Origin of the sequence: Tahibacter soli (assembly GCF_025717065.2) — a bacterium.
Taxonomy (GTDB): Bacteria; Pseudomonadota; Gammaproteobacteria; order Xanthomonadales; family Rhodanobacteraceae; genus Tahibacter; species Tahibacter soli.
Genome location: NZ_JAOVZO020000003.1, coordinates 274,711 through 299,971, shown reverse-complemented (window position 1 = coordinate 299,971; position 25,261 = coordinate 274,711). Strand labels below are relative to the sequence as shown.

Here is a 25,261-nt window from a genome sequence, read left to right as displayed (position 1 = left end):
TCAGTGCGTCATTCGGTGCACGCGCCGCAGGTGCCTCGGCTGCACCAGCTGCTCGAACAGCGCGAACGGGATGCGGATCAGTTCAGTGTGCGTGCCGGCGTTGAACGCGATCTCGTCGTCATCGGCAAGACTGTGCTCGACGTAGACGTCCATGCCGTACAGGTTGCCGAACGGCGGCATCGCACCGGCTTCGCAGTCCGGGAACAGCGGCGCGAACTCCGATTCCTGCGCAAGTTCGGCGCGGCGCGCGCCGGTCGCTTCACGCAGGCGGTCGAGGTCCAGGCGCTGCGACGCCGACAGTACGATCATCGCCAGGCGGCCGTCGAGTTTCACCATGACGGTCTTGGCGAGTTCGCGCCCGGCGATGTGCGCGCTCGCGGCGGTTTCCTGCGCGGTGACGGTGCGCGCGTGATGGATCGTTTCGAACGGAAGCTTCCGGTCGTGCAGCAACTTCAGGAGACGGGGCTCGGACATGTCCGGTCCTCCGCGGCCGGTCCCAAGTCCGCAGGAAGCGGCCAGGCTAGCGGCGAGCGCGGGCCTTCCTGCCCCGCGAGCGTGGCGCGCGCCGGCGTGGCGGCGTCGCCGGACCAGCTTACTCCACGCGACCGGCTGGCAAAAGCGAACGCCGCCGGTCGGCGCATCGGCACTTTCCGACGGCGGCCTGGGCGATCCGCTCGAAAACGGTCGGCGGCGGTTCAGGCGAAAAATCGGAAATTTCCGAGCCGACGCTGCGAAAAGCCCCGATGCGCGCCGTCATGCGTATCGGTACCCTGGCGCCGCATCGCGAGGCCCAGGGCACCGTGGCGGTCAAGGGACGGCCGCAACACTGATGGGATGAACTAAGTCCCGGCCGACCGATGCAGCACAGGAGGCCGGCGCGCTGCAGCGCGCCGTGCTTTAGCCGCAGTGAGATGTTCGGCGCGCGATCGCCACAGTTCTCATGAATCGGCTCGAAGGAAACGAGGAAACGCCATGCGTCCGGAAGCCCGCAAGACCCTCGCCGAACTGCGCGCGCTGTCGCGCTTCGACGACTACATGAAAATCGCCCGCGCGGAACTCGCGAGCGATCCCGGCAACGCTCAGTTGCGCGCGTGGATCGAGACGGTCGACGGACTCGTCACGAATGAAAAAGCTAAACTGATACCCGCCGCCTGAATCGCTCGGACAGGACCGTCTCATGGGACTCGAGGCTCGTCGCGCACTGCGCGAAAAACGTTGGCTCCGCAACGCCGAAGGCGATATCGAACAATTGCGCGAACGCCTGCGCACCGAGCCGGACAACCGTTCGCTCGCCGCGCTCGTGCGCATGGCCGACGAGGTCATGGCGCATCAGCGTCGGAAACTGCAAAGCTCGGCCTGAACGAGAGAATTCCTCGTTTTCCGCCCTGTTTTGTGGTTACGGCAACCGCGCGCGAAGCGGTCCTTTCGCGAGCGGCGCGCACCGCGCATCGTTGGCGCCTTCGCCGATGTTTCGAGGTTTGCCGTGTCCGATTCCCTGCGCCGTTTCGCCGCCGCTTCCGTCGTCGCGCTCGCCGCCGACGCGCATTCCGCGACGCCCGCTTCTGCAGAATGTTGCACCGTATACGAACTGCGCCAGTACGCCTTGCACCCCGGCAAGCGCGACGTGCTGATCGAACTGTTCGACCGCGAGTTCGTGGACAGCCAGGAAGCCGCAGGCATGGTCGTCCACGCGCAGTTTCGCGATCTCGACGACCCCGACCGCTTCGTCTGGATTCGCGGCTTCGCCGACATGGTCGCGCGCGACAAGGCGCTCAACGCGTTCTATTCGGGCCCGGTCTGGCAGGCCCATCGCAACGCCGCGAACGCGACGATGATCGATTCGGACAACGTGCTGCTGCTGCGCCCCGCGGTACGCGAGGGCGGCAGCGCGCTCGACCGTCCGCGCCCGCCGCAAGGCGCGACCGAGGTGCCGCCAACGCTGATCGTCGGAACGATCTGGTACGGCAAGTCGCCGCTGACCGCCGAGTTCGACCGCTGGTTCGCGCAGGAACTCGCACCGCTGTTCGCCGCCGCGGGCGGCGCGCCGATCGCGCGATTCGAAAACGAAACGGCGCGCAATACGTTCAAGCTGCCGGTGCGCGAAGGCGAGAACGCGTACGTCTGGTTCGCGCGCTTCGACGACGCCGCAGCGTACGACGCGTACCGCGCCAGGCTCGCGGCGTCGGAACGCTGGAAAGCGCTCGAACCGCCATTGCGCGAACGATTCGCGAAAGCCCCTGATACCTTGCGCCTTGCGCCAACCGCGCGTTCTCAGTGGCGCTGACCGAGCGCCCGCTCGAATACGCCGGCGACGAAATCGACGAACACGCGCACCTTCGGCAGCGCCTGCCGGTCGGCCGGCCATAGCAGCCACACCGGCAGGCGTCGATCGTGCGGCAGCGCGTCGGCGAGCACGCTTTGGAGGTCGCCGCGTTCGATCGACGCACACGCTTCGCACGCGGCGACGAGCGCGATGCCCTGCCCCGCGATCGCGGCGAGGCGTATCGCTTCGGGATCGTTGTAGCAGATCGTCGCCGGCACGGCCGCCGCGGACGCGTCGACGGGCCACGGCTGCACGCGGCCGCTCGTCGGATTGCGATAGCGGACGCACGCGTGCCCGGCGAGATCGGATATTTTTTTCGGAATGCCTTTTTCCACAAGATACGACGGTGCGGCGACGAAGAGCGGCGCATCGTCGCCGAGGCGACGGCCGCGCAGCGACGAATCGGCCGCCTCGCCGGTGCGCAGCGCCAGATCGTAGCCGTCGGCGACGAGATCGACCGTGCGGCTTTCGAATACGACGTCGAGCCGGATGTCGGGCCAGCGCCGTACGAACTCGCCCAGCGCCGGCAGCAGCACCGCGCGGCCGATGCCCGGCGCCGCGCTGATGCGCAGCGCGCCGCGCGGACTGCCGGCGGCCTGCGCGAGCGCGGCCTCGGTCGCCTCGACCGCTTCGAGAATGCGCTCGGCATGCACGAGCAGCACGGCGCCGGTTTCGGTCAGGCTCAGGCTGCGCGTGGTGCGCGCGAACAGGCGCCGGCCGAGGCGGGTTTCGATGCGCTGCACCGCCTTGGCAACACCCGACGCGCTGATGCCGAGTCGTTCGGCCGCCTTCGCGAAACTGCCGTCGTGCGCGGTACGCACGAACGCGAGCAACGCCGAGCCGCCGCCGTCGCCGAACAGGTCATTCAAGACAGGTGGTTGTGAAAGATCGGACATTTGGCGTCTGAATCGATAGATTTGCCCCATGTTATCGTGAATTCACGCCATCAACGTGAGGATTCTCGATGACCAGCCTGCTGCATCTCGACGCCAGCCCGCGCGGCGAACGTTCGCTGTCGCGCCGCCTGTCCCGGCAGTTCGTCGACGCCTGGCTCGCGCGCCGTCCCGGCGATCGCGTGATCGCCCGCGACGTCGGCCGGCAGCCGCCGCCGTTCATCGACGAGGCCTGGATCGCCGCCGCGTTCACCGCGCCGGCGCAGCGCACGCCGGACCAGCGAGCGGCGCTCGCCGCGTCGGACGAACTGATCGACGAACTCGCCGCCGCCGACGTGATCGTGCTCGGCGTGCCGATGCACAACTACGGAATGCCGGCCGCGCTCAAGGCGTGGCTCGACAATGTCATGCGGATCGACCGCACGTTCACGTTCGATCTCGCGCGCGGCGATTTTCCGATCGAGCCGATCCTCGCCGGCAAGACGCTCGTCGTGCTGAGTTCGCGCGGCGAATTCGGCTTCGCGCCGGGCGGCGTGCGCGCGCACAAGAATCAGCTCGATCCGCACCTCGCATCGGTCGCGCCGTATCTCGGCGTCGCCGCGTCGCATTCGATCGCGATCGAATACCAGGAATTTCGCGACGCGCGGCACGAGGCTTCGATCGCCCGGGCGCACGCCGCGGTGCCGGCGCTGGTCGAGCGGCTGCAGCGCGATTGCGCCGAGTCCGCACGCGCCGCCTGATCGAAGCACAACCGCGGTTTATCGACCCCGCCTGAAGCGTACCTTTTGGTAGGTACTCAATCCCCTGCATGCTGCGTCCGCACATGCAACCGTCAAAAACCGTAGATACGATGCCGTATAGCGCGACCTCGGCGGTCGCCCGGCATCAATGCGTACTCGGCTGTACGCATTCGAAAGAAAACACGCGCTGACGGCTGGAAAGGCGTCGCGCAAGGCCGCGTACGGGGCGGCGACGAATCAGGGGATAGTTCATGCGCAGGTCCATCGGAGCGGCTCGCCGCGCTCTTTTCGCGACGCTGTGCGTCGCGGCCGCGAACGCCGCCGCGACGACGGTGTTCATCAACGAGCTGCATTACGACAACGTCAGCACCGACGCGAACGAAGGCCTCGAAATCGCCGGCCCCGCGGGTTTCGACCTGACCGGCTGGAAGATCCATCCGTACAACGGCAACGGCGGCGTGACGTACGGCACGGCCACGACGCTGAGCGGCGCGATTCCCGCGAACTGCGGCGGCTACGGCGTCGTGTCCGTGCCGATTGCCGGCCTGCAGAACGGCTCGCCGGACGGTCTCGCGCTCGTGGACGCAGGCGGTCAGGTCGTCCAGTTTCTGAGCTACGAAGGCGTGTTCGTCGCGACGAACGGTCCGGCGAACGGCATGACGAGCGTCGATATCGGCGTCTCCGAGGCCGAGAACGCGACGCCCGCAACGTCGTCGCTGCGCCTGACCGGCAACGGCACGCAATATGCCGACTTCGCGTGGCAGGGCGTCGCGCCCGCGAGCATGGGCGCGTGCAACGCCGGCCAGACGTTCGGCGCGCCGCCCGACATCGCACCGACGGTCGCGTCGACCGTGCCAGCCGATGCCGCGACCGGCGTCGCGCTCGCGGCGACTCTGTCGATCGCGTTCTCCGAACCGGTCGACACCGCGCCTGACTGGTTCGACATCCAGTGCTCGGCGAGCGGCTCGCACACCGCAACGGCGTCGGGCACCGGCAATGCGCGCACGCTCGATCCCGACATCGATTTCGCGATCGGCGAAACCTGCACGGTCACCGTCGCGGCAGACCGCGTGACCGACCTCGACGGCACCCCCGACGCGATGGCGCAGGACTACGCGTTCTCGTTCGCGACGATACCCGGCGACGTTCCGCCGGCCGTCGCCAGCACGTCGCCGACGCCGAACGCGATCGGCTTTCCGCGTGCGGCGAACCTGCAGGTGACGTTCACCGAAAGCGTCACGCTCGATGCCGACTGGTTCACGCTGACCTGCGCAACGAGCGGCGCGCACACCGCCGCGGTGAGCGGCAGCGGCGCGAACTACACGCTCGATCCGGCCGCCGACTTCGCCGCGATCGAACACTGCGTCTTCACGATCCGCGCCGATCGCGTGCACGACGTCGACGGCACGATCCACGCGATGGCCGCCGACGTCGTCGTCGGTTTCGACACGGCGGCCGACACGAACGACTACTACGCCGGCGCCGACACCTCGAGCGGCCCGGCGCTGGCGGCGTGGCTGCACGGGCGTATCAGAAACCACACCGCGTATCCGTATTCCGGCGGCGCGGTGAACACGTGGACGATCCTGCGCGCGGCCGATGAAGATCCGGCGAATCCGGCCAACGTCGTCGACGTGTATAAAAATCAAACCTATGCGAAGACGAGCGCGAGTCTCAACCGCGAACACACGTGGCCGAACTCGTACGGCTTCAACGACGTGGAATCGCTGGGCGGCCAGCCGTATGCGCCGTTCACCGACTGCCACATGCTGTACATGGCCGACGCGTCGTACAACCAGAGCCGCGGCAACCGGCCGTTCGGCACCTGCGCCGGCACGGGCACGTGCGCCGAGCGGCCGACGCAGGCCTACGGCGGCTTCGGCGGCGCGGGCCATTCGAACTGGCGCTCGAGTCTGCGCTGGGAGGTGTGGGACCACCGCCGCGGCGACGTCGCGCGCGCCATTCTGTACATGGATACGCGCTACGACGGCGGCACCGCCGCCAGCGGCCAGCCCGAACCCCAGCTGATCGTCACCGACGACGAGGCGCTGATTCAGACGACCGCCTCGGGCGTCGCGGCGACGATCGCGTACATGGGCATGAAGTCCGATCTCGTCGCATGGCACGAGGCCGATCCGCCGGACGAACTCGAACGCCTGCGCAACGAAGTCGTGTATTCGTACCAGCACAACCGCAATCCGTACATCGACCACCCGGAGTGGGTGCGCTGCGTCTTCACGAACACGCAGTGCCCGGTCGTGAACGATGCGATTTTCGCGAACGGATTCGAGTCGCCGTAGCGGCGGACGTCAGGCGCGTCGCCCGGAAATCACGGGCACGTGCCAGACGGCGTAGCGCGCCGGATCTTCGATCGACGCGATCATCGCGTCGAAGTCGGCGCGCACATCGTCGATCTCGCGCCGGCTCGACTCGGCGAGCACCGGCGCATAGCCGTCGCGCCACGAGCGCAGGATGCCGGCGAACGACGCGCGCGGCACCCGCAGCGTATCGACGACGACGTAGTCGACGGCGACGTCGCGATAGCCCGCGCGTTCGAACAGCGGCCACGAATGACGTCCGACGCGGCTGTCGCAGCCGATGCCGTCGAGGTACGGAAATACGGTGTCGATCCAGAAGCGGTCGGCATCGCGCGTGCCGCGCGGCAGGTGCAGCATGCCGTAGTCTTCGGAGACGAGGTGCAGCCAGCCGCCGGGCCTGAGCACGCGCGTGATCTCGTCGAACACGCGGCGAAAGTCGGGCACGGCCTGCGACATGTGCCGGCACACGACGAGATCGAAGCTCGCGTCGCGGCAGGCCAGCGCGAACGCATCGCCGACTTCGTAGCGCACGCGCCCGCCGAAGCTCGCGCTTTCACGGCGTGCGATCGCGAGATTGCCGTCGAGAATGTCGACGCCGACGAGTTCGGCCTCGGGATAACGCTGCGCGAGACGCCGCGTGATCTCGCCGGTGCCGCAGCCGAGGTCGAGGATGCGCGGCGTGCCGGCGAACGCGTAGCGATCGAACAGCAGGCGTTCCTGCGGCCAGATCGCCTCGGCCTGATACGCGAGATTGCGCGCCATGGACGCGTCGCCCATCTGCTCGGCTTGCGGGTTGCGCTCGTTCATGCGGCGACGATGCCGCGCCGGCGACGCGGCGCCAAGTGCCGGGTTTACTGCGAGGCGTCTTCGTCCGCGTGGCGTACGGTATTGCCCTTGCCGACGTCGGAAACCGGCGGCTTGACGTTGCCGTTCGCGTTGCTCTGCCAGGTGATGCGGTTCTGATCGCCGTTGATCGCGATGCTCGTCGTTCGGCCGATCGACACGATGTTGTTCGAGCCTTCGACGCGGATCGACGTGCAGCCGCCGGATGCGGTGATCTGGTTGTTCGAGCCGATGAAGACGGCGCCCTCTTCTTCGGCGCAGAAATGCTCGAATGTCTGACCTTCCTGCTTGACCGTGACCGGCGGCGGTTCGGCCAGCGCGGAACCGGCGGCGAAGCCCAGGGTGAGGGCCGAAAGCGAACGAATGATGGTGTGCATGGCCGACCTCGCGATTGCGTCGCGGCATTATAGCGGCGCGTTTTTTCCCGACGGCGCGGCGGGCGCGGGCAAGGCTCCGAACGGTCGTAATCGACCGCCTAGCGGGAGCGCGTTCAAGCGGGGGAAGTATTCGCGCGACGGATTGCCGCAGCGTATCGGCGGGAACTTCCGTCGAAGACGGAAGTGGTGGGCGGTACAGGGTTTGAACCTGTGACCCCTGCCGTGTGAAAGCAGTGCTCTACCGCTGAGCTAACCGCCCGACCGAGGCCGCGCAGTCTAGCCGCCACTCGCGTGGGGCGCAAACGCGCGACGTGTTGCCAGATCCCGATGGTGCCGACGAGAGGAGTCGAACCTCCGACCTACTGATTACGAATCAGTTGCTCTACCAACTGAGCTACGTCGGCGCCGTGGGAGCCGCGCATTATAGGGACTGATTCGCGCCGACTCAACAACGTCGGCGCATCTTTACCAACAAACTTCGCCGGGGTGGCTCGCGGCGCCGGTGGCTTCCTTCTTGCCGCGGCTGTCGAGCTTCAACTGCCCGCACTTGTCCTGCGCCTGGGCCACGCGCGGCGTCGCCGTCAACGTGAAGTCCTGATTGTTCGCGCCGAGCGCGATCGCGACGTCGTAGTAGCCGCGGTCCGAGCGGTTCGCGGTTGCGCCGGTGAGACCCAGGCCGCCCGCCCCGAACTGGTCGGTATAGCGATTGAAATTCGTATAGAAACGCTCCTGCGCCCCGGCGATGCGCAACAGGAACTCGCGGCCGTCCGCGCGGCGGCTCTTGAAGCTGTACTGACCGTAGTTGTACACGGCAAATCCCGCGAGTATGGCGATGATCGCCACGACGACCACGAGTTCGATCAGCGTGAATCCCGCACTGCCGCCCCTGGATTTCATATTCACCTCGAGCTGATAACCAATAGTACAACTGTGGTTTAAGAAACAGTTCCGGTCCGGCGCCGCGCCGCCGATCCCGCTTCGCACCGCCGCCGCGTCTGAGCGCGGCGGCGGTCATGCGGGCGGCGCGAACGCCGCTACAGCTTGTCGAGCAGGTTGCGCCAGGCGCCGCGGTGCCAGTAGGGATCGTTGATCGTCAAGCCCGTCAGACCGGTGATGATGATGCCGCCGCCGCCCTTGAGGTCGAGCAGACTCGGCGAACCGGAGATCGGAATCGGGCTTTCTCCGTTGCCGCCCGGCACGAAGCGGCCGACGACGCCGATCGCCGTCTGCGTGCTGCCGTTGCTGAACACCGGACGATCCGGCGCGCCGCCGTTCGCCGCATTGACGATCATGATCGAGCCCGAACGACCCGGGTCGCAAGGATCGTCGCCCTTCGGCAGCAAGGTCGTCAGGAGCGCCGTCGTACCGTTGTCGATGTCGAGCGCCGATACGACGTCGCGCTCGCCCGCGCGCTCGTCGAGCTCGAAGCGCCAGCCGCGATTCGACGCCGGCACCGGCAGCTGCGTGAGACTGCGGTCGTTGCCCGACTGCGTCATGTCCTGCACGACGAGCTGGCTGATCGTGATCGGATAGTTCGTCGAGCCCGCGCCGTAGTCGCGGATGCCGAAGAACTGCTGCGTCGCGACGCCGGCGTTCGTGCGGTCTTCCGCGCCGAGGAACTTGCCGGTGCCGAACAGCCAGATGCCGTCGGCGACCGGATCGCGGAACAGGATCGGTTCGACCGAAATCGGCAGCTTGCCGATGTCTGTCAGGCCGGTGTACGTCTTGAACATCAGCTCGGCTTTCCACTGCGCCGTATCCGCGCTCGAGAGGTCGAAGCGCCACAGGTTGCCGGCCAGATCGCCGGCGACGACGGTGGTGACGATCGGGTCGGGGCCCGCAACCGCGGGCGTCGACAGGCCGTAGCTCGTGATACCGGCCGGCGTGCGGATTTCCTTGATCAGCGCGCCGGTTTCCATGTCGACGACGAACAGCGACGACTGGTCGGTCGACGCCGCCGGCAGGCTGTACAGCGGATCGGTCGTGTCCTTCGGGAAGTAGCCGCTGGAAATGACCGCGACCCACTTGTTGTTGTAGCGCACGCGCGCGGTGTTGGCCGACGCGTACGTGTAGCCGAGGTTGTCGAAGCCCGGCGTGATGCCGCCGGTGATTTCCCACTGGACCTTGCTCGCGAGCGTGCCTTCGCTGCCGATCGCCGGATTCGTCACGTCGATCGCGAACACGCCGCGTCCGCCCATGCGCGTGGATCCGACGAGCATCGTGCGCCAGCCGCCGCCGAAGAACATGTCCGCGGTCACCGCCGTATCATCGACGCCCGGCACGAGCGCCGTCGAACCGGTCGCGGTCATCTTCGTCATGCGCCCGTTCGCGATCACCGTATTGGGTACGAACGCCCAGGATTCGGCGCCCGTCGCGGCGTCGAACGCGTGCAGCATGCCGTCGTTGGAGCCGACGAAGACGGTCGGCGTGCGGGTGCGGTTGCTTTCGACGAAGTTCGAGTACTTCTGCGTCGAGGTCGCTTCCGCGGAGCCCGCCGGCCAGTAGTCGTCCTTGTAGTCCGATTCCGGTGCCGACAGGTACTTCGGACGCGAATTGACGATCGCGCCGAGCAGCGACGAGCGGCGGCGCAACGTCGGATTCGTCGAGGTTTCCTGCGTGCGCACGCCGCGCGCCCAGTCGAGGCGCTTTTCGCCGTAGGCGTCGGTCGCGCCGGTCGTGCCGTCCTTGTTCAGCGCGGTTTTCTGCGCCGTCGACAGGCTGGCCCAGCGGAATGCGAAGCCGCCGCTGCCGGTCGTACCCTTCGACGTCGCGATGACGCGCGAATTCGGATCGCGTCCGCCGCCGACGTTGCTGTTGGTCGCGTTGCACTGCCCGCCCGTCAGAATGCAGCCGGCATCCCACACGATCGTGTCGGACGGCTGGCCGTTGGCCTGGAAGCCGCGGCGGAACAGGAAGCCGGACCAGTCCGACGAATCGTAGCCGCCGGCGTAGCCCTGCGTCGTCGCGGTGAGTGTCGAGATCGAGCTCGTCAGCGCCGTCGAGGCCGAGCGGCGCACGAGGATGCTGTTGATGATCTCGGTGAGGTAGTTGACGAGCTCGGTCGGATTCGACGCCGAGAAGTACGCACCGCGGCTGTTGATCGCCGCGTGCCACATGTCGTCGACTGCCGAGCGCTGGTCGGCGGCCGGCGTCGGCCACGATTTGGCGCCCGTGCCGGACGGGCCGCGCAGCGCCGCGAAGTCGTTCGGGAAGCGCAGCGTGCCGTCGATGCCGAGGGCGACCATGAACTGCACGACGTGCTGCCAGGTGGCCGGATCGTTCGCCGGATTGAAGAACACGACCTTGTTGGAGGCCGGATCGGCGCCGGCCGCGAGCGTACCGGTCCCGTCAAGGTTCGTGCTCTTGTCCGGAAAATACGGCGCGACGGTGTTGTCGAGATCGGTACGCAGGTCGTTCGCCCAGTAGGAAAACGCCACGTTGGCGAGCGACTTGTCGTAGTCGTTCGGCTTGACGTCCCAGTAGATGCGGGATTCCGCGTCCGACGGCGAATAGTTGAACGGCTGCAGCGTTCCCGTCGTGCCGTTGCCGGTCCTCGGCAGATCGACGGCGCCCGTTACCTGCGGCGACGGCGTTGCGACGTTGCCGTTCGTGCCGTTCCAGTAACCGTCGGTCACGAGCACGTGGAAGTTCTGGCGGCACGACAGTTCGCGGCCAGCCGCACCGCCGATGCCGGGCTGAAAGTACGGATTCGTCAGATTGAGCGTCGACGCGCTGCCGGCCTTGAACAGGTTGCCGGCGCGCTGCGTCGCTTCACGGTCGGGCGTGCCGTCGCGCGCGCCGACCTGGTAGAGCCAGTTGAAGAAGTTCGTGCGGAAGTTGTTCGCGGCGGCGAAGCCGGTGTTGTTCGTGTCGGTCAGGTTGCTGATGATCGTGTTGGTGTCGAACGCGACGCTCCACGCGTGCGAGCCGTTGTAGTTCTTCGGCCAGATCGTCTGCCACGCGACGCGGATGTTCTCGCCGAGCGAACCGAACACGCGCGACAGCGCCGAACGCGCCGCGAGCGTGCGCGTGCGGTAGTACGCGTACCAGTTCGCGAAGTTCTGATATTGGCTGGCCGGCACGGCCACGGCGGTCCAGTTCGCGGTGTTGTACAGCGTCGCCGTGATGACGTTGCCCGACGCGTCGACGAAGCTCGGGCCGGTGTAGCGGTAGTAGTACGGGCCGCCGCCCGCGAACGGATTGCTGCCGGTGCCGTTGGTGGCGGTCGCGCCGTTCGCGTCGCAGTCCCAGCGACGATCGGTGCCAGTGGCCGGCTTGGTGCCCATGAGGTTCGTGCGGCCCGATGCGCTGGCATCGGCCGGCGTGTCGGGATTGTTCGCGTACGAGACCGTGCCGGTCGCGCCCACGCCGTTGACCGGGCGATTCGCGGCGATGCCGTCCTGCCAGACCGCGGTCAGGGTCGCGTCGGCCTGCGGGAACGACGAGCCGTCCTTGAACAGCGGCGGGCTGTAGGTGATGTTCGGGTTGTAGTACACGCCGTTCATCGCGCGCGACGCCGGATTGCTGCGGTCGGTCACTTCGGCGTCGATGACGCCGGCGCAGCGCCACGGGCCGCTCCATGCCTGGTCGTCGTACGGGCGCTTGTCGCCGAGATACGTCCACGCCATCGAACCGGAGTCGTCGAAGCTGACGGCGAGGTTCGGGTCGACCGACGCGGTGATGTCCGGCGGCGTGGCGAGCAGGTCGACGCGACCGGCCTGCGCCGCAGGCGACGCCAGAACCGCGGCGACGAGGAGCGCCGCGGACGATGCGCTGACGCGCAGATCGATAAACCGTTGAATGTTCATGGGAATCTCGCTCCGCAAGCCGCTCAGTTCGGATTGCAACCGGTGATTTTCTTCGCTTCGAATGTCGATTCGGCGACGCGCAGCACCGCGTCCGAACCGCCGAGACTGCGCGACGTGACGCGGTACAGCGTGCGCTCGCCGATGCCGCCGGTGTTCTTGCCGCGATCGTTGTCGGCGCCGAGCATGATGAAACCGCCGCCGCCGCCGGCGGGGACGACCCCGCTGCGATTGACCGTGGTGACTTCTTCGATGATGTAGCGCGGCTGCGCGGCGAGCGAACCCGACTCGTACTGGCCCGAGAGCCCGGTCACCGTCGGCGTGTACGAAAGGCCGGCCGACGCGTTCCACACCGCCGACGTTCGAAACGTCTGCACCGGCGCCGGCAGCGTGCCGTCGCTCGCCGAGATGTAGCAGCCGCCCTGGCCCCCGTTGGCGTCGCAGCGCAACGGCAGGCAGCCGTCGGAAATGTTCGCGCGGTCGACGGCGTTCCAGACGTACGATTCGCCGAAGCGCAGCGCGCTTTCGGCGCCGAGCATGCCGAGCTGCCGGTTGCGCATGCCGCCGGTCATCCGCTCCTGCAGCACCGAATTCCACGACGCGGTCACCGCCATCACGGTGATGAGGATCAGGAAGATCATCGCGACGAACAGCACCGCGCCGCGCTGCTGCCGAGCCTTTGCAAAGTCGAATCGCTTCATGCTCATGGCACGGCCTTTAGAGAGAGAAGTTGCGCACGGAGATCGTCGCGACGAATTCGCGGCGCATCATGCGTCCGGCCTTCAGGCCGGTAACCGGCATGTTCGCGGTCGCCGCCGGCGAAGCGGTCGGCGCACTGCCGAACCACGGATCGCCGATGCTGTAGCGGAACGCGGTGTCCACCGACGACAGGTCGTACTGGTCGCGCACCGAGTTGACGAGCATGTGCACTTCGATGCTCGTGACCGCGCGCCACAGGCAGCCCGGTTCTAGCGCCGTCAGGTCCGGCGCCTTCGGCGGGCAGTTCGTGGCGTTGCTCTGCGCTTCGACCTGGTCGGCCGTCAGCATGCGCACGGTGCCGTTGGCATGCTCGAAGCCGTACAGAAAATCGAGCCGTTCGACGCCTTCGACCAACTCCTCCGGTTCGCCGCCGTTGACGCGGCGGTACAGCGACGAAATCACGCGGCCGGTCGGCGCGTCCGGGTTCGTGTCGGCCTTGAGGCCGAGGTAGTACGTGACGGTGCGGAAATCGCGCGAGAAGTTGAACACGCGCGTATCGCCGCGCGCCGTGCCGCCCGCCGGACAGCGGTTCGCGCCGTTCGGCAGCAGCGACGTCGCGGTCAGGAGCGTGCCCGCGGCATTGACCTTCATGATCTGCGACGAATTGCAGTCGGAGTACAGGGCGAGATCGCCGTTCTGGAAATTCAGCGTGTCGTCGCCGGTCGCGGGCCTCGCGAGCACGGTCGGCGTCGTGCCCGCAAGCGCGCAGGTCGCGCTCCAGCCGGTGCCGCCCTGGAAGCGCATCGTGAGCACGTCGGTCCCCGGCACGCGCGAACCGGCGGTCGTGCCGGCCGCCGGCAGGCCCTTGCGGCCCGGTCCGGCCGGAACGGCCGGCGTGCACGTCGATGCGGTGCATTCGTAACCTTGCAGGAAGTAACGCGGACTCAGCGGATACGCGGTATCGGCCACCCAGCCGGCCGGCGGCGCCGGAATCGCGTTGTTGCTGTCGGCGAACGTGTCGGTCGTCGCGACGAGCGTCGAGAACACGAACGGCGTGCGCGCCGGGTACTGCGGGCCGTTGCCGACCGTCTTGGTCGAATAGCCCGACGTCGTATTGCAGTACTGCGTGCCGGCGCTGCGGGCGGTCTCGCTGATACGCGTGGTCGCGTAGCGGCCGTTCTCCTGCAGGCGCGCCAGCGCTTCCTGCACGCGGTTGATCTTCCCGGTCGTGTTGAACACGGCGATGAGGCCGATCGACACGAGCAGGCCCAGCGCCATCGCCACCATGACTTCGATCAGGCTGAAGCCGCGTGCGCGACGGCGGAATTCGATGCGGATTGCGTTCATGGACGAACTCACGGCTGGAACACCCAGGCAAACGTCTGGTCGCGGCGCGAACTCGTCGCGGTCGAATCCTGGTTCGTGTCGACGTTCGCCTCGGACCAGGTCATACGGATCGTGCACAGCCCGTTGAACGGCGGGTCGCCCTCCTGCTGCTGCGAGGTGACCACGGAGCCGCCGGCCACCGGCGTGCAATTGACGTTGGCGGCGACGTTCGGCAGGAACGCGGCGAGCTGGGCGCTCCACATCGCGCGTTCGCGCAGGATCATGTCGTTGACCGAGCAGCCGGCCGTGGTTTCGCAGGTGTTGCCCGGCGGTGTCGCGGTCGCCGCCGAGTAGTTGCCGTTGAACCGGTCCGTCCACAGGCCCTGGCGATTCGCACGGATGCGATCGGCCATGCTCTGCGCGAGGAAGGTCGCCTGCGTGCGGTTGTAGGCGCTGTGGTTGGTCTTGACCGAAACGACCAGCAGGCCGCCGAGCCCGAGCAGGCCGACGCTGAAAATCGCGAGCGCGACCATGACCTCGAGCAGCGAGAATCCGGCCGAACGACGTTGAGTGATCGACATAGTGGCCTCAGCAGGAAGGAGCCGGCGAGCCGGTCGTGTCGCGGCGGGAGGTGGTCATGCCCGACGGGTAAACGTGTACCCAGCGCGCCTTCGTCGGGCCGCCCGTCGGCCTGCAGACGTTGAGGTCGAATCCGCCCGGGATCTCGAGCGAGCCGGTCACGTCGAAGATCAGGCGCCCGTCGGTGCCGCCCGTGCCGGTCGACTTGCTGCCGACCGTGAAGCCCTCGCGTACCGCACCCGACGTACGCACGAGGTCGGAAAAAGTCCCGTCACGCTGCTTGTCGGCGGTGACGGTCCAGCCGGTCGTCCAGTTCGACCCGTTCGTGGCGCTGGTCACCGCGACGCGCACGCCGCGCTTGACCGCTTCCTGGCGCGCGAGATTCAAGTCGCCGACCAGCTGATTGGCCAGATCGCTCGCGGAGTTCTTGAGCAGCATCTCGCGCATGTTCGGCAGGGCGATGCCCGCCGCGATCGCGATGATGCCGATGACGACCATCAGTTCCAGCAGCGTGAAGCCACGCCCGCGTCTTGCGCGCCCGGCCGAGCCCACCTGTGAATGCCGCGACATATCGAACCCCATACACCCGTGTCCACGCTACGCTAGCGGGCGGCGTATGGACCGGCAAGGAGGCCGGGCTTGCGAGGTAGCAATTGCCGGACAAGTGGACAGCCCGGCAGGTACGGAATGCGAATCCTATCCAATCAATTGGATGCGCAACTCTTTTGGCAGCGCAAATGTCACGCCTTCGGGCTCGCCGGAAAGCTCCGTAACCGTGCCACTGGATTCTCGCGTTAGCCGGTCGACGACGCCGCGAACGAGCTGCTCCGGCGCCGACGCGCCGGCCGTGACGCCGATGCGCTGCTTGCCGACGAGCCATTCGTCGCGGATGTCGGCCGCGTCGTCGATCAGGAACGCGGGTACGCCCTGCTTTTCGGCCAGTTCGCGCAGGCGGTTCGAATTGGAACTGTTGACCGAACCGACGACGAGCACGAGATCGCAGCGCTGGCCGAGTTCGCGCACGGCGTCCTGGCGGTTCTGCGTCGCGTAGCAGATGTCGTCGTGGCGCGGACCGAGCACCTCCGGGAAGTGCCTGCGCAGCGCATCGATGACCGCCTTCGTGTCGTCGACCGACAGCGTGGTCTGCGTCACGTAGGCCATGTTGCGCGGATTCTTCGGCACCAGGCGCGCGACGTCTTCCGGCGTTTCGACGAGGTAGATCTCGCCGGTCGCGCCGGAGGTGAGCCACTGCCCGAGCGTGCCTTCGACTTCGGGGTGGCCGGCGTGGCCGATCAGCACGACGTCGCGACCGGCCTTGCAATGGCGCGCCACTTCCATGTGCACCTTCGTCACGAGCGGACACGTCGCGTCGAACACGCGCAGTTCGCGCCGCTGCGCTTCGACGCGCACCGTCTGCGACACGCCGTGCGCGCTGAAGATCACCGTCGCGCCGTTCGGCACCTCTTCGAGTTCGTCGACGAACACCGCGCCGCGCTGGCGCAGGCCGTCGACGACGAAACGGTTGTGCACCACTTCGTGACGCACGTAGATCGGTGCGCCGAAGAGGTCGAGCGCGCGTTCGACGATCTCGATCGCGCGGTCGACGCCGGCGCAGAAACCGCGCGGATTGGCGAGCAGCACTTCCATTACGACGGCAACTCCGAAAGCGTAAGCTGCGGCATTATCGCGCGCCCTGCCCGTCTTTCCCACCGAACAGGCTGACGAGGATCATCATCACGGCGCCGACGCTGATCGCCGAGTCGGCAATGTTGAACGCCGGAAACTCCTGGCCGGGCCAGTAGTACGTCTGGATGAAGTCGACGACATGACCGTAGCGCACGCGATCGACGAGATTGCCCAATGCACCGCCGATCACGAGCGCGAGCGGCGCGGCGGTCGGCCAGTCGCCGCGCGGCGTGCGCGAAAGCCACACCGCCAGCACGGCGCTGACGGTAATCGCGAGCACGCCGAAACCCCAGCGCTGCCAGCCGCCGGCGTCGGCGAGGAAGCTGAAGGCCGCGCCCGTGTTGAACGCGAGCGTCCAGTTCAGAAACCCCGGAATCACCGGCTGCGGCATTCCTTCGACGAGATGCGCGAGCGCGATGTGCTTGGTCCACTGGTCGAGCGCGATGATCGCGGCCGACAGCACGAGCCAGACCAGCGCGTTCGGGTGAGGCCGATGGGCGGCGACGGCGTTCATCAGAAGTGCCTGCGCGCTTCGCCGGCGCCCTCGACGTTCTCGACGCAGCGCGTGCAGATGTCCGGATGTGCCGGATTCGCGCCGACGTCGGCACGATAGTGCCAGCAGCGGATGCATTTGATCGCGTCGCTCTTCTTCGCGATCACCCACACGTCGTGTTCGGCGAGATCGGCCTTCAATGCGAGCGTCGTCGGCGCGGCCTCGTCGTCGACGTAGGCGTCGAAGCCGAGCTTCGGCGCGACGACCGAAAACGCCGGTCGATCGCGCAGCGCCGCCAGATCGAGCCGCGAGGTGATGAAGAAGAAGCGCAGTTCGTCGGCGACGTCGGCGTAGCGGTCGGCGAGATCGACATCGGCATGCAGCGTGACTTCGGCCTCGAGCGACGCGCCGATCGCGCCGAGCGCGCGCATGCCTTCGAGCACCTTCGACGTCTGCGCGCGGATCGCGATGAGGTCGCCCCACCACTGCCGCTGCTGCGGCGAGCCCTGCGTCGCGGCGAGGCCGTCGTACCACGTCTCGAACAGCACCGACTCGTGACGCTCGCCCGGCATCGCGGCCCAGATTTCCTCGGCCGTGAACGACAGGATCGGTGCGAGCCAGCGCACCAGCGCTTCGAGTATCCGATACATCGCGCTCTGCGCCGACCGCCGGCCGCGGCTCGCGGTCGGCATCGTGTAGAGACGATCCTTGGTGATGTCGAGATACAGCGAACCGAGTTCATTCGTACAGAAATTCTGGATGCGCTGCACGATCTCGGGGAAGTCGTAGCGCTCGTAAGCGGCGATCACGGCGGTCTGCACGTCGTGCGCCTGCTGCACGGCCCACTGGTCGAGCAGAAGACTTTCCTCGACCGCGACGAGATCCTTCGCCGGGTCGAAGCCCGCGAGATTGCCGAGCAGGAAGCGCGCGGTATTGCGGATGCGGCGATAGCCGTCCGACACGCGCTTCAGGATTTCGTCCGACACGCTCATTTCGTTGCGGTAGTCGGTCGAGGCCACCCACAGGCGCAGCACGTCGGCGCCGAGCGTCTTCATCACCGACTGCGGCGCGACGACGTTGCCGAGCGACTTGGACATCTTGCGGCCCTGCGCGTCGACCGCGAAACCGTGCGTGAGCACCTGATCGTACGGCGCGCGCGAGAACATGCCGACCGATGTCAGCAGCGCCGAATGGAACCAGCCGCGATGCTGGTCCGAGCCTTCGAGGTAGATCACCTTGTCGCCGGCGTCTTTCGGGCGCAGGTAGTCGCGCGCCTGAACGACGCAGTAGTGGCTCACGCCGGAGTCGAACCAGACGTCGAGAATGTCGGTGACCTTCTCGTAGTGCTCGGCGTCGGCACCGATGAGTTCGGCCGCGTCGAGTTCGTACCACACGTCGACGCCGCCCTGCTCGACGCGCCGGGCGACTTCCTCCATCAGCTCCTGCGAACGCGGATGCGGCTCGCTCGTGGACTTGTGCACGAACAGCGCGATCGGCACGCCCCAGGTGCGCTGGCGCGAGATGCACCAGTCGGGACGGCCGGCGACCATGCCGTGGATGCGCTCGCGGCCCCACGACGGAAACCACGACACTTCCTTTTCGATCGCCGTGAGCGCGCGCGCGCGCAGGCCGGCCTGGTCCATGCTGATGAACCATTGCGGCGTCGCGCGGAACACGACCGGCGTCTTGTGGCGCCAGCAGTGCGGATAACTGTGGACGATGGAAGTATGCGACAACAGTACGCCGCGCTCGCGCAGCGTCTCGATGATCGTGTCGTTCGCCTTCCACACGTGCTGGCCGGCGAACAGCGCCGTGTCGGGCAGGAACACGCCGTTGCCGCCGACCGGATTGACCACCGCGATGCCGTACTTCTGGCCGACCGTGAAGTCTTCCACGCCGTGCGCCGGCGCGGTGTGCACGGCGCCGGTGCCGTCCTCGGCCGACACGTGGTCGCCGAGGATCAGCGGGATTTCGCGATCGGCAAGGTACGGATGCTTGAGCTTCATCCCCTCCAGCGTGGCGCCCTTCGTGCGGCCAAGCACCTTGACCTTCTCGACGCCATAGCGATGCAACGCCTTCTCCGCCAATGCATCGGCGATGACGAGCAGCACACGGCAGTCGTTGCGCGCGGGACCTTCGACCAGCACATATTCCAGATCGGGGCCGAGCGAGACAGCCATGCTCGCCGGCAGCGTCCAAGGCGTAGTCGTCCAGATCGGCACGGCAACAATGACCTCGCCACCAATCGCCCAATCCTCGAACAGAGTAGGATCGACCTCACCGAAGCGCGCGGCGAGTTCGGCCGGATCCTGCGCGTCGTACGCGACGTCGATCGCCGGGGAGGTCTTGTCCGCGTATTCGATCTCGGCCTCGGCGAGCGCCGAGCCGCAGTCGAAGCACCAGTGCACCGGCTTGGCGCCGCGCGTGAGATGCCCGTTCTCGACGATCTTGCCGAGCGCGCGGATGATGTCCGCCTCGTACTTGAAGTCCATCGTGCGATACGGGTTTTCCCATTCGCCGAGCACGCCCAGGCGCTTGAAGTCGGCGCGCTGCAGGTCGATCTGCTTCGCGGCGTACTCGCGGCACTTCTGGCGGAACGTACGCGCGTCGACCTTCTGTCCGACCTTGCCGATTTCCTTCTCGACCTGCAGCTCGATCGGCAAGCCGTGGCAGTCCCAGCCCGGCACGTAGGGCGAGCGGAAACCGGCCATCAGCTTCGACTTGACGACGACGTCCTTCAGGATCTTGTTGACCGCATGGCCGATGTGGATCACGCCGTTCGCGTACGGCGGGCCGTCATGCAGCACGAATTCGTGCTTGCGGCCGGCGGTGTGGCGCTGAATGGCCGCGTAGCGATCGCTCTTTTCCCACTGCGCGAGCATGCCCGGCTCGCGATTGGCGAGGTCGGCCTTCATCGCGAACGCCGTTTCGGGCAGATTGATGGTGTTCTTGTAGTCGATCGTCACAATGCGGCTCCGGCTTGCGCCCTCGTTACGCCCAGGATGCGCCGCGCTTGCGCGGCGTCGTCGTCGATCTGCCGGACCATGGCGTCGAGGTCCGCAAATTTTTCTTCATCTCGCAACTTTTCCACGAATTCCACTTCAATACGGCGGCCGTACAGGTCGCCGTCGAAGTCGAACAGGTGCGCTTCGAGCAGCGGCTCCTTGCCGTTCACCGTCGGCCGCACGCCGAGGCTTGCGACGCCGGGCAGCGCCACCGCGCCGATGCCGTGCACGCGCACCGCGAAAATGCCGCCGACCGGCGCCGTGCGACGGCCCAGGCGCAGATTCGCGGTCGGATAGCCGAGCTTGCGACCGAGTTGCTGCCCGCGCACGACGTGCCCGCCGATCGCGAAACGCCGGCCCAGCAGGCGTGCCGCGTCGTCGAAACGTCCCGCCGCGAGCCGTTCGCGGATCGCCGAACTCGACACGCGTTCGCCGTCGAGATCGAACGGCGCGATCTCGCCCGCGCCGAAACCGTAGCGTTCGCCCAGGCGCGCGAGCAAGGCAATATCGCCGGCGCGCTTGTGGCCGAAACGGAAATCGCGCCCGACCAGCACCTCGCGGGCCGACAGGCGCCGCGCCAGCACGCGCTCGACGAAATCCTCGGCCGACATCGCCGCCAGACGCGCATCGAAGCGCAGCGACAGCACGCGGCGCATGCCCGCATCGCGCAGCCGGGCGATCTTCTCGCCGGCCGACGCAAGGCGGGGCACGGGCTGCCCACGCGCGAAGAACTCGCGCGGGATCGGCTCGAACGTGATGGCGATCGGCGTCAGGTCAAGGTGTTCGGCGCGAAGGCGGACGTGGTCGAGCACATGGCGATGGCCGAGATGCACGCCATCGAACGCACCGATACAGACCACGCTGCCGTGCGGCGCGAGCGTTGGCCCCGCGGCATCTCGAAACAGCGTACGCATCGTCGGGAGTATAGCGGGTGCGCTGCGGTGCACAACGCCGCCGCGCGATCACGGTCCTCCGGCGTCGTCGCGGCAGCGCGGCATCGGCGTCGGCGGCCCGTCGGCAAGCGCGAGCCGCGCCTTGATCGCGGTTGCTCCCGCCGCACCGAGGCCGCGTCCCGACTCGCCGGCGACATCGCGCGCCTGCGTCAGCACCGCCGGCGGCGGCGCCGCGGCGTCGCGCAATGCCTCGAAACGCTGCAACCGGCTCAGCACGAGCTGCGGATGTCCCGGGCCAAGCTGCGCCTCGAGCGACGCGACCAGTTGGTCGAGCAGCACGACCGCCTCGCCCGGGCGCTGCGCCGCGCGCAGCACGTCGGCCAGCTCGCGTCGCAAGGCGAGCGTCGTTTCGCCGTCGGCGGCGTTGTCGTCGAGCGCGCCGCGCAGCGTCGCGATCGCTTCGTCGCAGCGCTCGCGCCGGAACAGCAGCCGGCCCTTGGCGAGCTTCCATCCCGGCGCCTGCGCGCCGCCCTGGCGCTCGGCCCAGTCGAGCAGCACGTCGGCCGCGGCATAGTCGCCGAGCGCGATGCGCGCCCGCGCGTCGAGCGTCAGGAGCGGCGCGACGTCGCCGGCGCCGAGCCGCGCCTGCGAGGCGGCCGATACGGCGCGCTGGGCAAGTTCCGAGGCGCGCGCGTACGAACCGGCCGCGAGTTCCGCCTGCGCCAGCCGGCCGGCGATGTTCGCGTAGGTGTCCGGATGCGTGCGGTACATCGCTTCGAGCGGCTCGCGCGCCGCGTCGAGCACTTCGCGCGCGCTGACGCCGGGCTCGGTCAGCTCCAGCGGATTGGTCGCAGCGAACGCCTGCGTGAAGAGATTCGCCGTGTGCTCGGCGCGATCGCGCTCGGCGACGAGCCGCGCATGGGCGCGCACGCCGAGACCGGCCGCGGCGACCACGGCGACGATCACGGCCGCGAACAGCGCCGCGCTCACGCGATGGCGCGCGACGAAGCGGCGCCAGCGATACCAGCCGTCGCTCTGGCGCTCGCGGATCGGCAGGCCGAGCATCGCGTGGTCGATGTCGTGGTCGAGCTGTTCGACCGTCGCGTAGCGCTCGTCCGGGCTCTTGCGCAGGCAGCGCTGCACGATGTGCTCGATGTCGCCGCGCAAGCCGGCGCGCAGGTCGCGCGCGCGCGCAAGGCCGCGCGAACGCACGATCGTCGCATCGACTTCGCCGATGCGGCTCGCCATCGACGGCGGCGGCATCTGCCGGATCGCCCGGTCGATTTCGCCCGGCGTCATCGTGCCGAACTCGAACGGCGGGCGACCGCACAGCAGCTGGTACAGCAGCATGCCGAGCGCGTAGACGTCGCAGCCGACCGTGACCGGCCCGCCTTCGAGCTGCTCGGGCGCGGCGGTGAACAGCGAAACGAACTGGTCGGCCGTCGCGGTGCGGTCGGCGCCGTCGATGCGCCCGAGCGGCTTGGCGATGCCGAAATCGAGCAGACGCGGCTCGCCGCCGTCGGTGACCAGCACGTTGCCGGACTTGATGTCGCGATGCACGACGAGGTTGGCGTGCGCGTGCGCGACCGCGGCGAGCACCTTGCGGAAGAGTTCCAGCCGGCGCCACAGGCCGAGCCCGCGCCGGTCGCACCAGTCGAGGATCGCGCTGCCGCGCACGAGTTCCATCACGACGAACGGCGTGCCGTCGTCGGTCGTGCCGGCATCGATGAGGCGCGCGATGCCGGGATGGTCGAGCGCGCCCAGGATATGGCGTTCGGTCGAAAAGCGCCGCAGCAGCGCGGGGTTCACGCGGTCGCGGCGCATCAGCTTGATCGCCACCGGCGGCTGCGACGACGCGTCGCGGCGCGTGGCGCGAAACACCTGCCCCATGCCGCCGCGGCCGATTTCTTCTTCGAGCGTGTAGGCGCCGACGGTCATGCCGGCGCACAGGCGCTCGTCGTCGACGAGCATGGCGCCGAACGGGCGCCGCGTGCGGGCGCCGGCGAGTCTCACGTCCTGGTCGATGAGGCGCCGCAGCGCGGCGCCGACGGCCTCGTCGCGCTCCATCCACTGCGCGAGCCACGCGTCGCGCGCGAGCGGATCGAGCTCGATCGCCGTCTCGAACAGGTCTCGCAGTTGCCGCATGCGTTCCACGCCGCTCATCGCTCCCCCTGTCGCCTCCTGACGCCGCAGCGTGCGACCGCGCCGGCTCGAAAGCTTAGACGGCCCTCAGGTCTTTTACCCTGAATCCCAAAGTAAACAGAACCACAATGAAGGTGACGCCGCCCGCCGCCACGAGCGCGCCGAGGCGGTGGATACGTTCGAGCGCGCCGAGCGGGGTCCAGTCGGGCCACAGCCACAGCCCGGCCACGAGCACCGCCACCATCGCCGCGCAGGCGCCGCCGAGCCGCACGAGATGCCGTATCCAGCCCGGCTGGCGGCGGTACACGCCGGCACGACCCAAAGACCGCCACAGCAGCCACAGGTTCAGATAGCTCGCCAGCGCGCTCGCCAGTGCCAGGCCCGCATGCAGGCCCGGCACGCGCGATATCGCGGCGAGTACGCCGCCGTCGAGATCGCCCGGCCGATGCCACAGTGCGAACAGCGCGGCGACGAAGACGAGGTTCAGGCCCATGTTCGCGACCATCGCGGCGACGCCGGCGCGCACCGGCGTCGTCGTGTCCTGGCGCGCGTAGAACGCCGGCGCGACGACCTTGACCAGCGCGAACGCCGGCAGCCCGAGCGAGAGCGCCGACAGCGACAGACTCGCCATCGCGACGTCGTGCGCGGTGAAGCGGCCGTGCTGGAACAGCGTCGACACGAGCGGCTCGGCCAGCAGCACGAGGCCGAGCATCGCCGGCACGGAAATCAGGAGCGCCGTGCGCAGACCCCAGTCGAGCGCCTTGGCGAAACCGTCGGCGTCGGTCGTCACGTGATGGCGCGCCAGGCTCGGCAGGATCACCGTGCCGAGCGCCACGCCGAAGATGCCGAGCGGAAATTCGAGCAGGCGATCGCTCTGCGACAGCCACGTCTGCGAACCGGTGACGAGATACGACGCGATCAGCGTATCGAGCAGCAGGTTGATCTGCGCGATCGACGAGCCGAACAGCGTCGGCAGCATCACCTGGCGGATGCGCTTCACGTCCGGATGGTTCCAGCCCCAGCGCGGCACGCCCAGAAGCCCGATCTTGCGCAGCGCCGGCAGTTGGAACAGCAACTGCAGCAAGCCGGCCGCCAATATCGCCCAGCCCAGCGCCATGATCGGCACGTCGAGCCGCGGCGCGAGCCACAGCGCGCCGGCGATCATGCACAGGTTCAGGATCACCGGCGTCAGCGCCGGCAGCGCGAACTGGTGAAACGCGTTGAGCACGCCGCCGGCGAGTGCCGTCAGCGACACGAACAGCAGGAACGGAAACGTCACGCGCAAGAGGTCGGCCGTCAGCTGCATCTTGCCCGGCTCGTCGTAGGCGCCGGGCGAAAACAGCCACGTCAGCCCTTCGGCGCCGATCACGCCGAGCGCCGTCACGAGCAGCAGCACGCCGCCGAGCGTACCGGCCGTGCGCGCGACGAGTTCTTTCAGCTCCTCGTGCGACCGCGTTTCCTTGACCTCGGTCAGGATCGGCACGAACGCGAGCGAGAACGAGCCCTCCGCGAACAATCGGCGCAAAAAGTTCGGGATGCGGAACGCGACCCAGAACGCGTCGGTCGCGGCGCCCGCGCCGAACGCGGCCGAAATCGCGACGTCGCGCGCGAGGCCGAGCAGGCGGGAAATGAACGTCATGCCGCTGAACGAGGCCAGCGAACGTAGTAGACTGGGGGACTTCACGCAAAAAACTCCGTCCGTGGACGTTTCCGGTTGACGCCGGGGCGCGCCATCTTTACACTCATCCGTCTTTTTTCAAGCCTTCCGTCTGGAGTTTTCCCTTGGCCAACATCAAATCCGCGAAGAAGCGCGCTCGTCAGGCCGAAGTGCGCCGCCAGCGCAACGTCAGTGCCCGTTCGATGCTGCGCACCGCGATCAAGAAAGTCGTCAAGGCGATCGAGTCGAAGGACAAGACCGCCGCCGAAGCCGCGTACAAGGTCGCCGAGCCGATCATGGACCGCTACGGCAGCCGCGGCCTGATCCACAAGAACAAGACCGCGCGCCACAAGAGCCGCCTGACCGCGCATATCAAGGCCCTGGCCTGATCGACGCGTGAGCGGTTCAGCGAAAAAGCCGGCGAAAGCCGGCTTTTTTAATGAGCACATGTGGCCGGCGAAAGCCGGCTTTTTTAATGGGCG

General features: G+C 67.8%; 23 protein-coding genes and 2 tRNA genes. 6 read left to right on the top strand and 19 right to left on the bottom strand.

Annotation, left to right across the window (positions count from 1 at the left end):
- Together OD750_RS03695 and OD750_RS03690 are read right to left on the bottom strand one after the other, a co-directional pair.
- Positions 1-474 (bottom strand): aminoacyl-tRNA deacylase, encoded by a 474-nt coding sequence (locus OD750_RS03695; RefSeq protein ID WP_263542859.1) that lies wholly within the window; start codon positions 472-474, stop codon positions 1-3.
- Between the two features lie 118 nt (positions 475-592).
- Positions 593-757: a hypothetical protein gene (locus tag OD750_RS03690; protein WP_263542858.1), complete on the bottom strand. Its 165-nt coding sequence runs from the start codon at positions 755-757 to the stop codon at positions 593-595.
- 215 nt (positions 758-972) lie between these two features.
- Between OD750_RS03690 and OD750_RS03685 the strand changes: the two genes are divergently transcribed.
- The 3 genes from OD750_RS03685 to OD750_RS03675 all read left to right on the top strand — a co-directional run bounded on the left by OD750_RS03685 (position 973) and on the right by OD750_RS03675 (position 2,284).
- Positions 973-1,155: a hypothetical protein gene (locus tag OD750_RS03685; protein ID WP_263542857.1), complete on the top strand. Its 183-nt coding sequence runs from the start codon at positions 973-975 to the stop codon at positions 1,153-1,155.
- A gap of 22 nt (positions 1,156-1,177) precedes the next feature.
- On the top strand, positions 1,178-1,360 hold the full coding sequence (locus OD750_RS03680; protein WP_263542856.1) for a hypothetical protein: 183 nt from the start codon (positions 1,178-1,180) through the stop codon (positions 1,358-1,360).
- Between the two features lie 123 nt (positions 1,361-1,483).
- Positions 1,484-2,284 carry an NIPSNAP family protein gene (locus OD750_RS03675; protein ID WP_263542855.1) on the top strand — a complete coding sequence of 267 codons (801 nt, stop codon included), beginning with the start codon at positions 1,484-1,486 and terminating at the stop codon, positions 2,282-2,284.
- On the opposite strand, the gene OD750_RS03670 is transcribed toward OD750_RS03675, so the two are convergent.
- Positions 2,272-3,192 (bottom strand): LysR family transcriptional regulator, encoded by a 921-nt coding sequence (locus tag OD750_RS03670; protein ID WP_263542854.1) that lies wholly within the window; start codon positions 3,190-3,192, stop codon positions 2,272-2,274. The two genes, OD750_RS03675 and OD750_RS03670, sit on opposite strands and share 13 nt — an antisense overlap.
- A 95-nt stretch (positions 3,193-3,287) precedes the next feature.
- Here OD750_RS03670 and OD750_RS03665 point away from each other — a divergent pair, with 95 nt between their 5' ends.
- Entirely contained in the window at positions 3,288-3,956 is a 669-nt protein-coding gene (locus OD750_RS03665) for an FMN-dependent NADH-azoreductase (RefSeq protein ID WP_263542853.1), read from the top strand.
- A 251-nt stretch (positions 3,957-4,207) separates the two neighbouring features.
- Positions 4,208-6,256 carry an endonuclease gene (locus OD750_RS03660; protein ID WP_263542852.1) on the top strand — a complete coding sequence of 683 codons (2,049 nt, stop codon included), beginning with the start codon at positions 4,208-4,210 and terminating at the stop codon, positions 6,254-6,256.
- Between the two features lie 9 nt (positions 6,257-6,265).
- Here the strand turns inward: OD750_RS03660 and OD750_RS03655 are convergent, their stop codons facing one another.
- The 16 genes from OD750_RS03655 to murJ form a co-directional block, all read right to left on the bottom strand.
- A complete protein-coding gene (locus tag OD750_RS03655) occupies positions 6,266-7,081 on the bottom strand; it encodes a class I SAM-dependent methyltransferase (RefSeq protein WP_263542851.1) in 816 nt (271 codons plus the stop codon).
- 44 nt (positions 7,082-7,125) lie between these two features.
- Complete coding sequence (locus OD750_RS03650; protein ID WP_263542850.1) at positions 7,126-7,494, bottom strand: DUF3060 domain-containing protein; 369 nt, start codon at positions 7,492-7,494, stop codon at positions 7,126-7,128.
- Positions 7,495-7,678: 184 nt separating this feature from the next.
- Positions 7,679-7,753 (bottom strand) — tRNA-Val (locus OD750_RS03645).
- Positions 7,754-7,822: 69 nt separating this feature from the next.
- Positions 7,823-7,898 (bottom strand) — tRNA-Thr (locus OD750_RS03640).
- 61 nt (positions 7,899-7,959) lie between these two features.
- Positions 7,960-8,391 carry a type IV pilin protein gene (locus OD750_RS03635; protein ID WP_263542849.1) on the bottom strand — a complete coding sequence of 144 codons (432 nt, stop codon included), beginning with the start codon at positions 8,389-8,391 and terminating at the stop codon, positions 7,960-7,962.
- Positions 8,392-8,528: 137 nt separating this feature from the next.
- The gene (locus tag OD750_RS03630; protein WP_263542848.1) at positions 8,529-12,302 is read right to left on the bottom strand and encodes a pilus assembly protein; all 3,774 of its coding nucleotides are present in this window, start codon (positions 12,300-12,302) and stop codon (positions 8,529-8,531) included.
- A 23-nt stretch (positions 12,303-12,325) separates the two neighbouring features.
- Positions 12,326-13,006, bottom strand: coding sequence for a pilus assembly PilX family protein (locus OD750_RS03625; RefSeq protein ID WP_263542847.1), 681 nt, complete (start codon positions 13,004-13,006; stop codon positions 12,326-12,328).
- Positions 13,007-13,016: 10 nt separating this feature from the next.
- Positions 13,017-14,345, bottom strand: a complete 1,329-nt coding sequence (locus OD750_RS03620; RefSeq protein ID WP_263542846.1) for a PilW family protein — start codon at positions 14,343-14,345, stop codon at positions 13,017-13,019.
- Between the two features lie 8 nt (positions 14,346-14,353).
- Positions 14,354-14,905 carry a type IV pilus modification protein PilV gene (gene pilV / locus OD750_RS03615; RefSeq protein ID WP_263542845.1) on the bottom strand — a complete coding sequence of 184 codons (552 nt, stop codon included), beginning with the start codon at positions 14,903-14,905 and terminating at the stop codon, positions 14,354-14,356.
- Between the two features lie 7 nt (positions 14,906-14,912).
- Positions 14,913-15,473: a GspH/FimT family pseudopilin gene (locus OD750_RS03610; RefSeq protein ID WP_263542844.1), complete on the bottom strand. Its 561-nt coding sequence runs from the start codon at positions 15,471-15,473 to the stop codon at positions 14,913-14,915.
- 126 nt (positions 15,474-15,599) lie between these two features.
- Positions 15,600-16,550, bottom strand: a complete 951-nt coding sequence (gene ispH / locus OD750_RS03605) for a 4-hydroxy-3-methylbut-2-enyl diphosphate reductase (protein WP_263542843.1) — start codon at positions 16,548-16,550, stop codon at positions 15,600-15,602.
- Positions 16,551-16,584: 34 nt separating this feature from the next.
- Positions 16,585-17,103 carry a signal peptidase II gene (lspA, locus tag OD750_RS03600; protein WP_263542842.1) on the bottom strand — a complete coding sequence of 173 codons (519 nt, stop codon included), beginning with the start codon at positions 17,101-17,103 and terminating at the stop codon, positions 16,585-16,587.
- Positions 17,103-19,997: an isoleucine--tRNA ligase gene (ileS, locus tag OD750_RS03595; RefSeq protein WP_425508216.1), complete on the bottom strand. Its 2,895-nt coding sequence runs from the start codon at positions 19,995-19,997 to the stop codon at positions 17,103-17,105. Before ileS ends, lspA begins: the two co-directional genes overlap by 1 nt.
- A gap of 47 nt (positions 19,998-20,044) precedes the next feature.
- Positions 20,045-21,001 carry a bifunctional riboflavin kinase/FAD synthetase gene (locus OD750_RS03590; RefSeq protein ID WP_263542840.1) on the bottom strand — a complete coding sequence of 319 codons (957 nt, stop codon included), beginning with the start codon at positions 20,999-21,001 and terminating at the stop codon, positions 20,045-20,047.
- Positions 21,002-21,049: 48 nt separating this feature from the next.
- Positions 21,050-23,125, bottom strand: a complete 2,076-nt coding sequence (locus tag OD750_RS03585) for a serine/threonine-protein kinase (protein WP_263542839.1) — start codon at positions 23,123-23,125, stop codon at positions 21,050-21,052.
- Positions 23,126-23,198: 73 nt separating this feature from the next.
- On the bottom strand, positions 23,199-24,806 hold the full coding sequence (murJ, locus tag OD750_RS03580) for a murein biosynthesis integral membrane protein MurJ (RefSeq protein ID WP_263542838.1): 1,608 nt from the start codon (positions 24,804-24,806) through the stop codon (positions 23,199-23,201).
- 98 nt (positions 24,807-24,904) lie between these two features.
- Between murJ and rpsT the strand changes: the two genes are divergently transcribed.
- A complete protein-coding gene (gene rpsT, locus OD750_RS03575; RefSeq protein WP_263542837.1) occupies positions 24,905-25,168 on the top strand; it encodes a 30S ribosomal protein S20 in 264 nt (87 codons plus the stop codon).
- Positions 25,169-25,261: the final 93 nt, after the last annotated feature.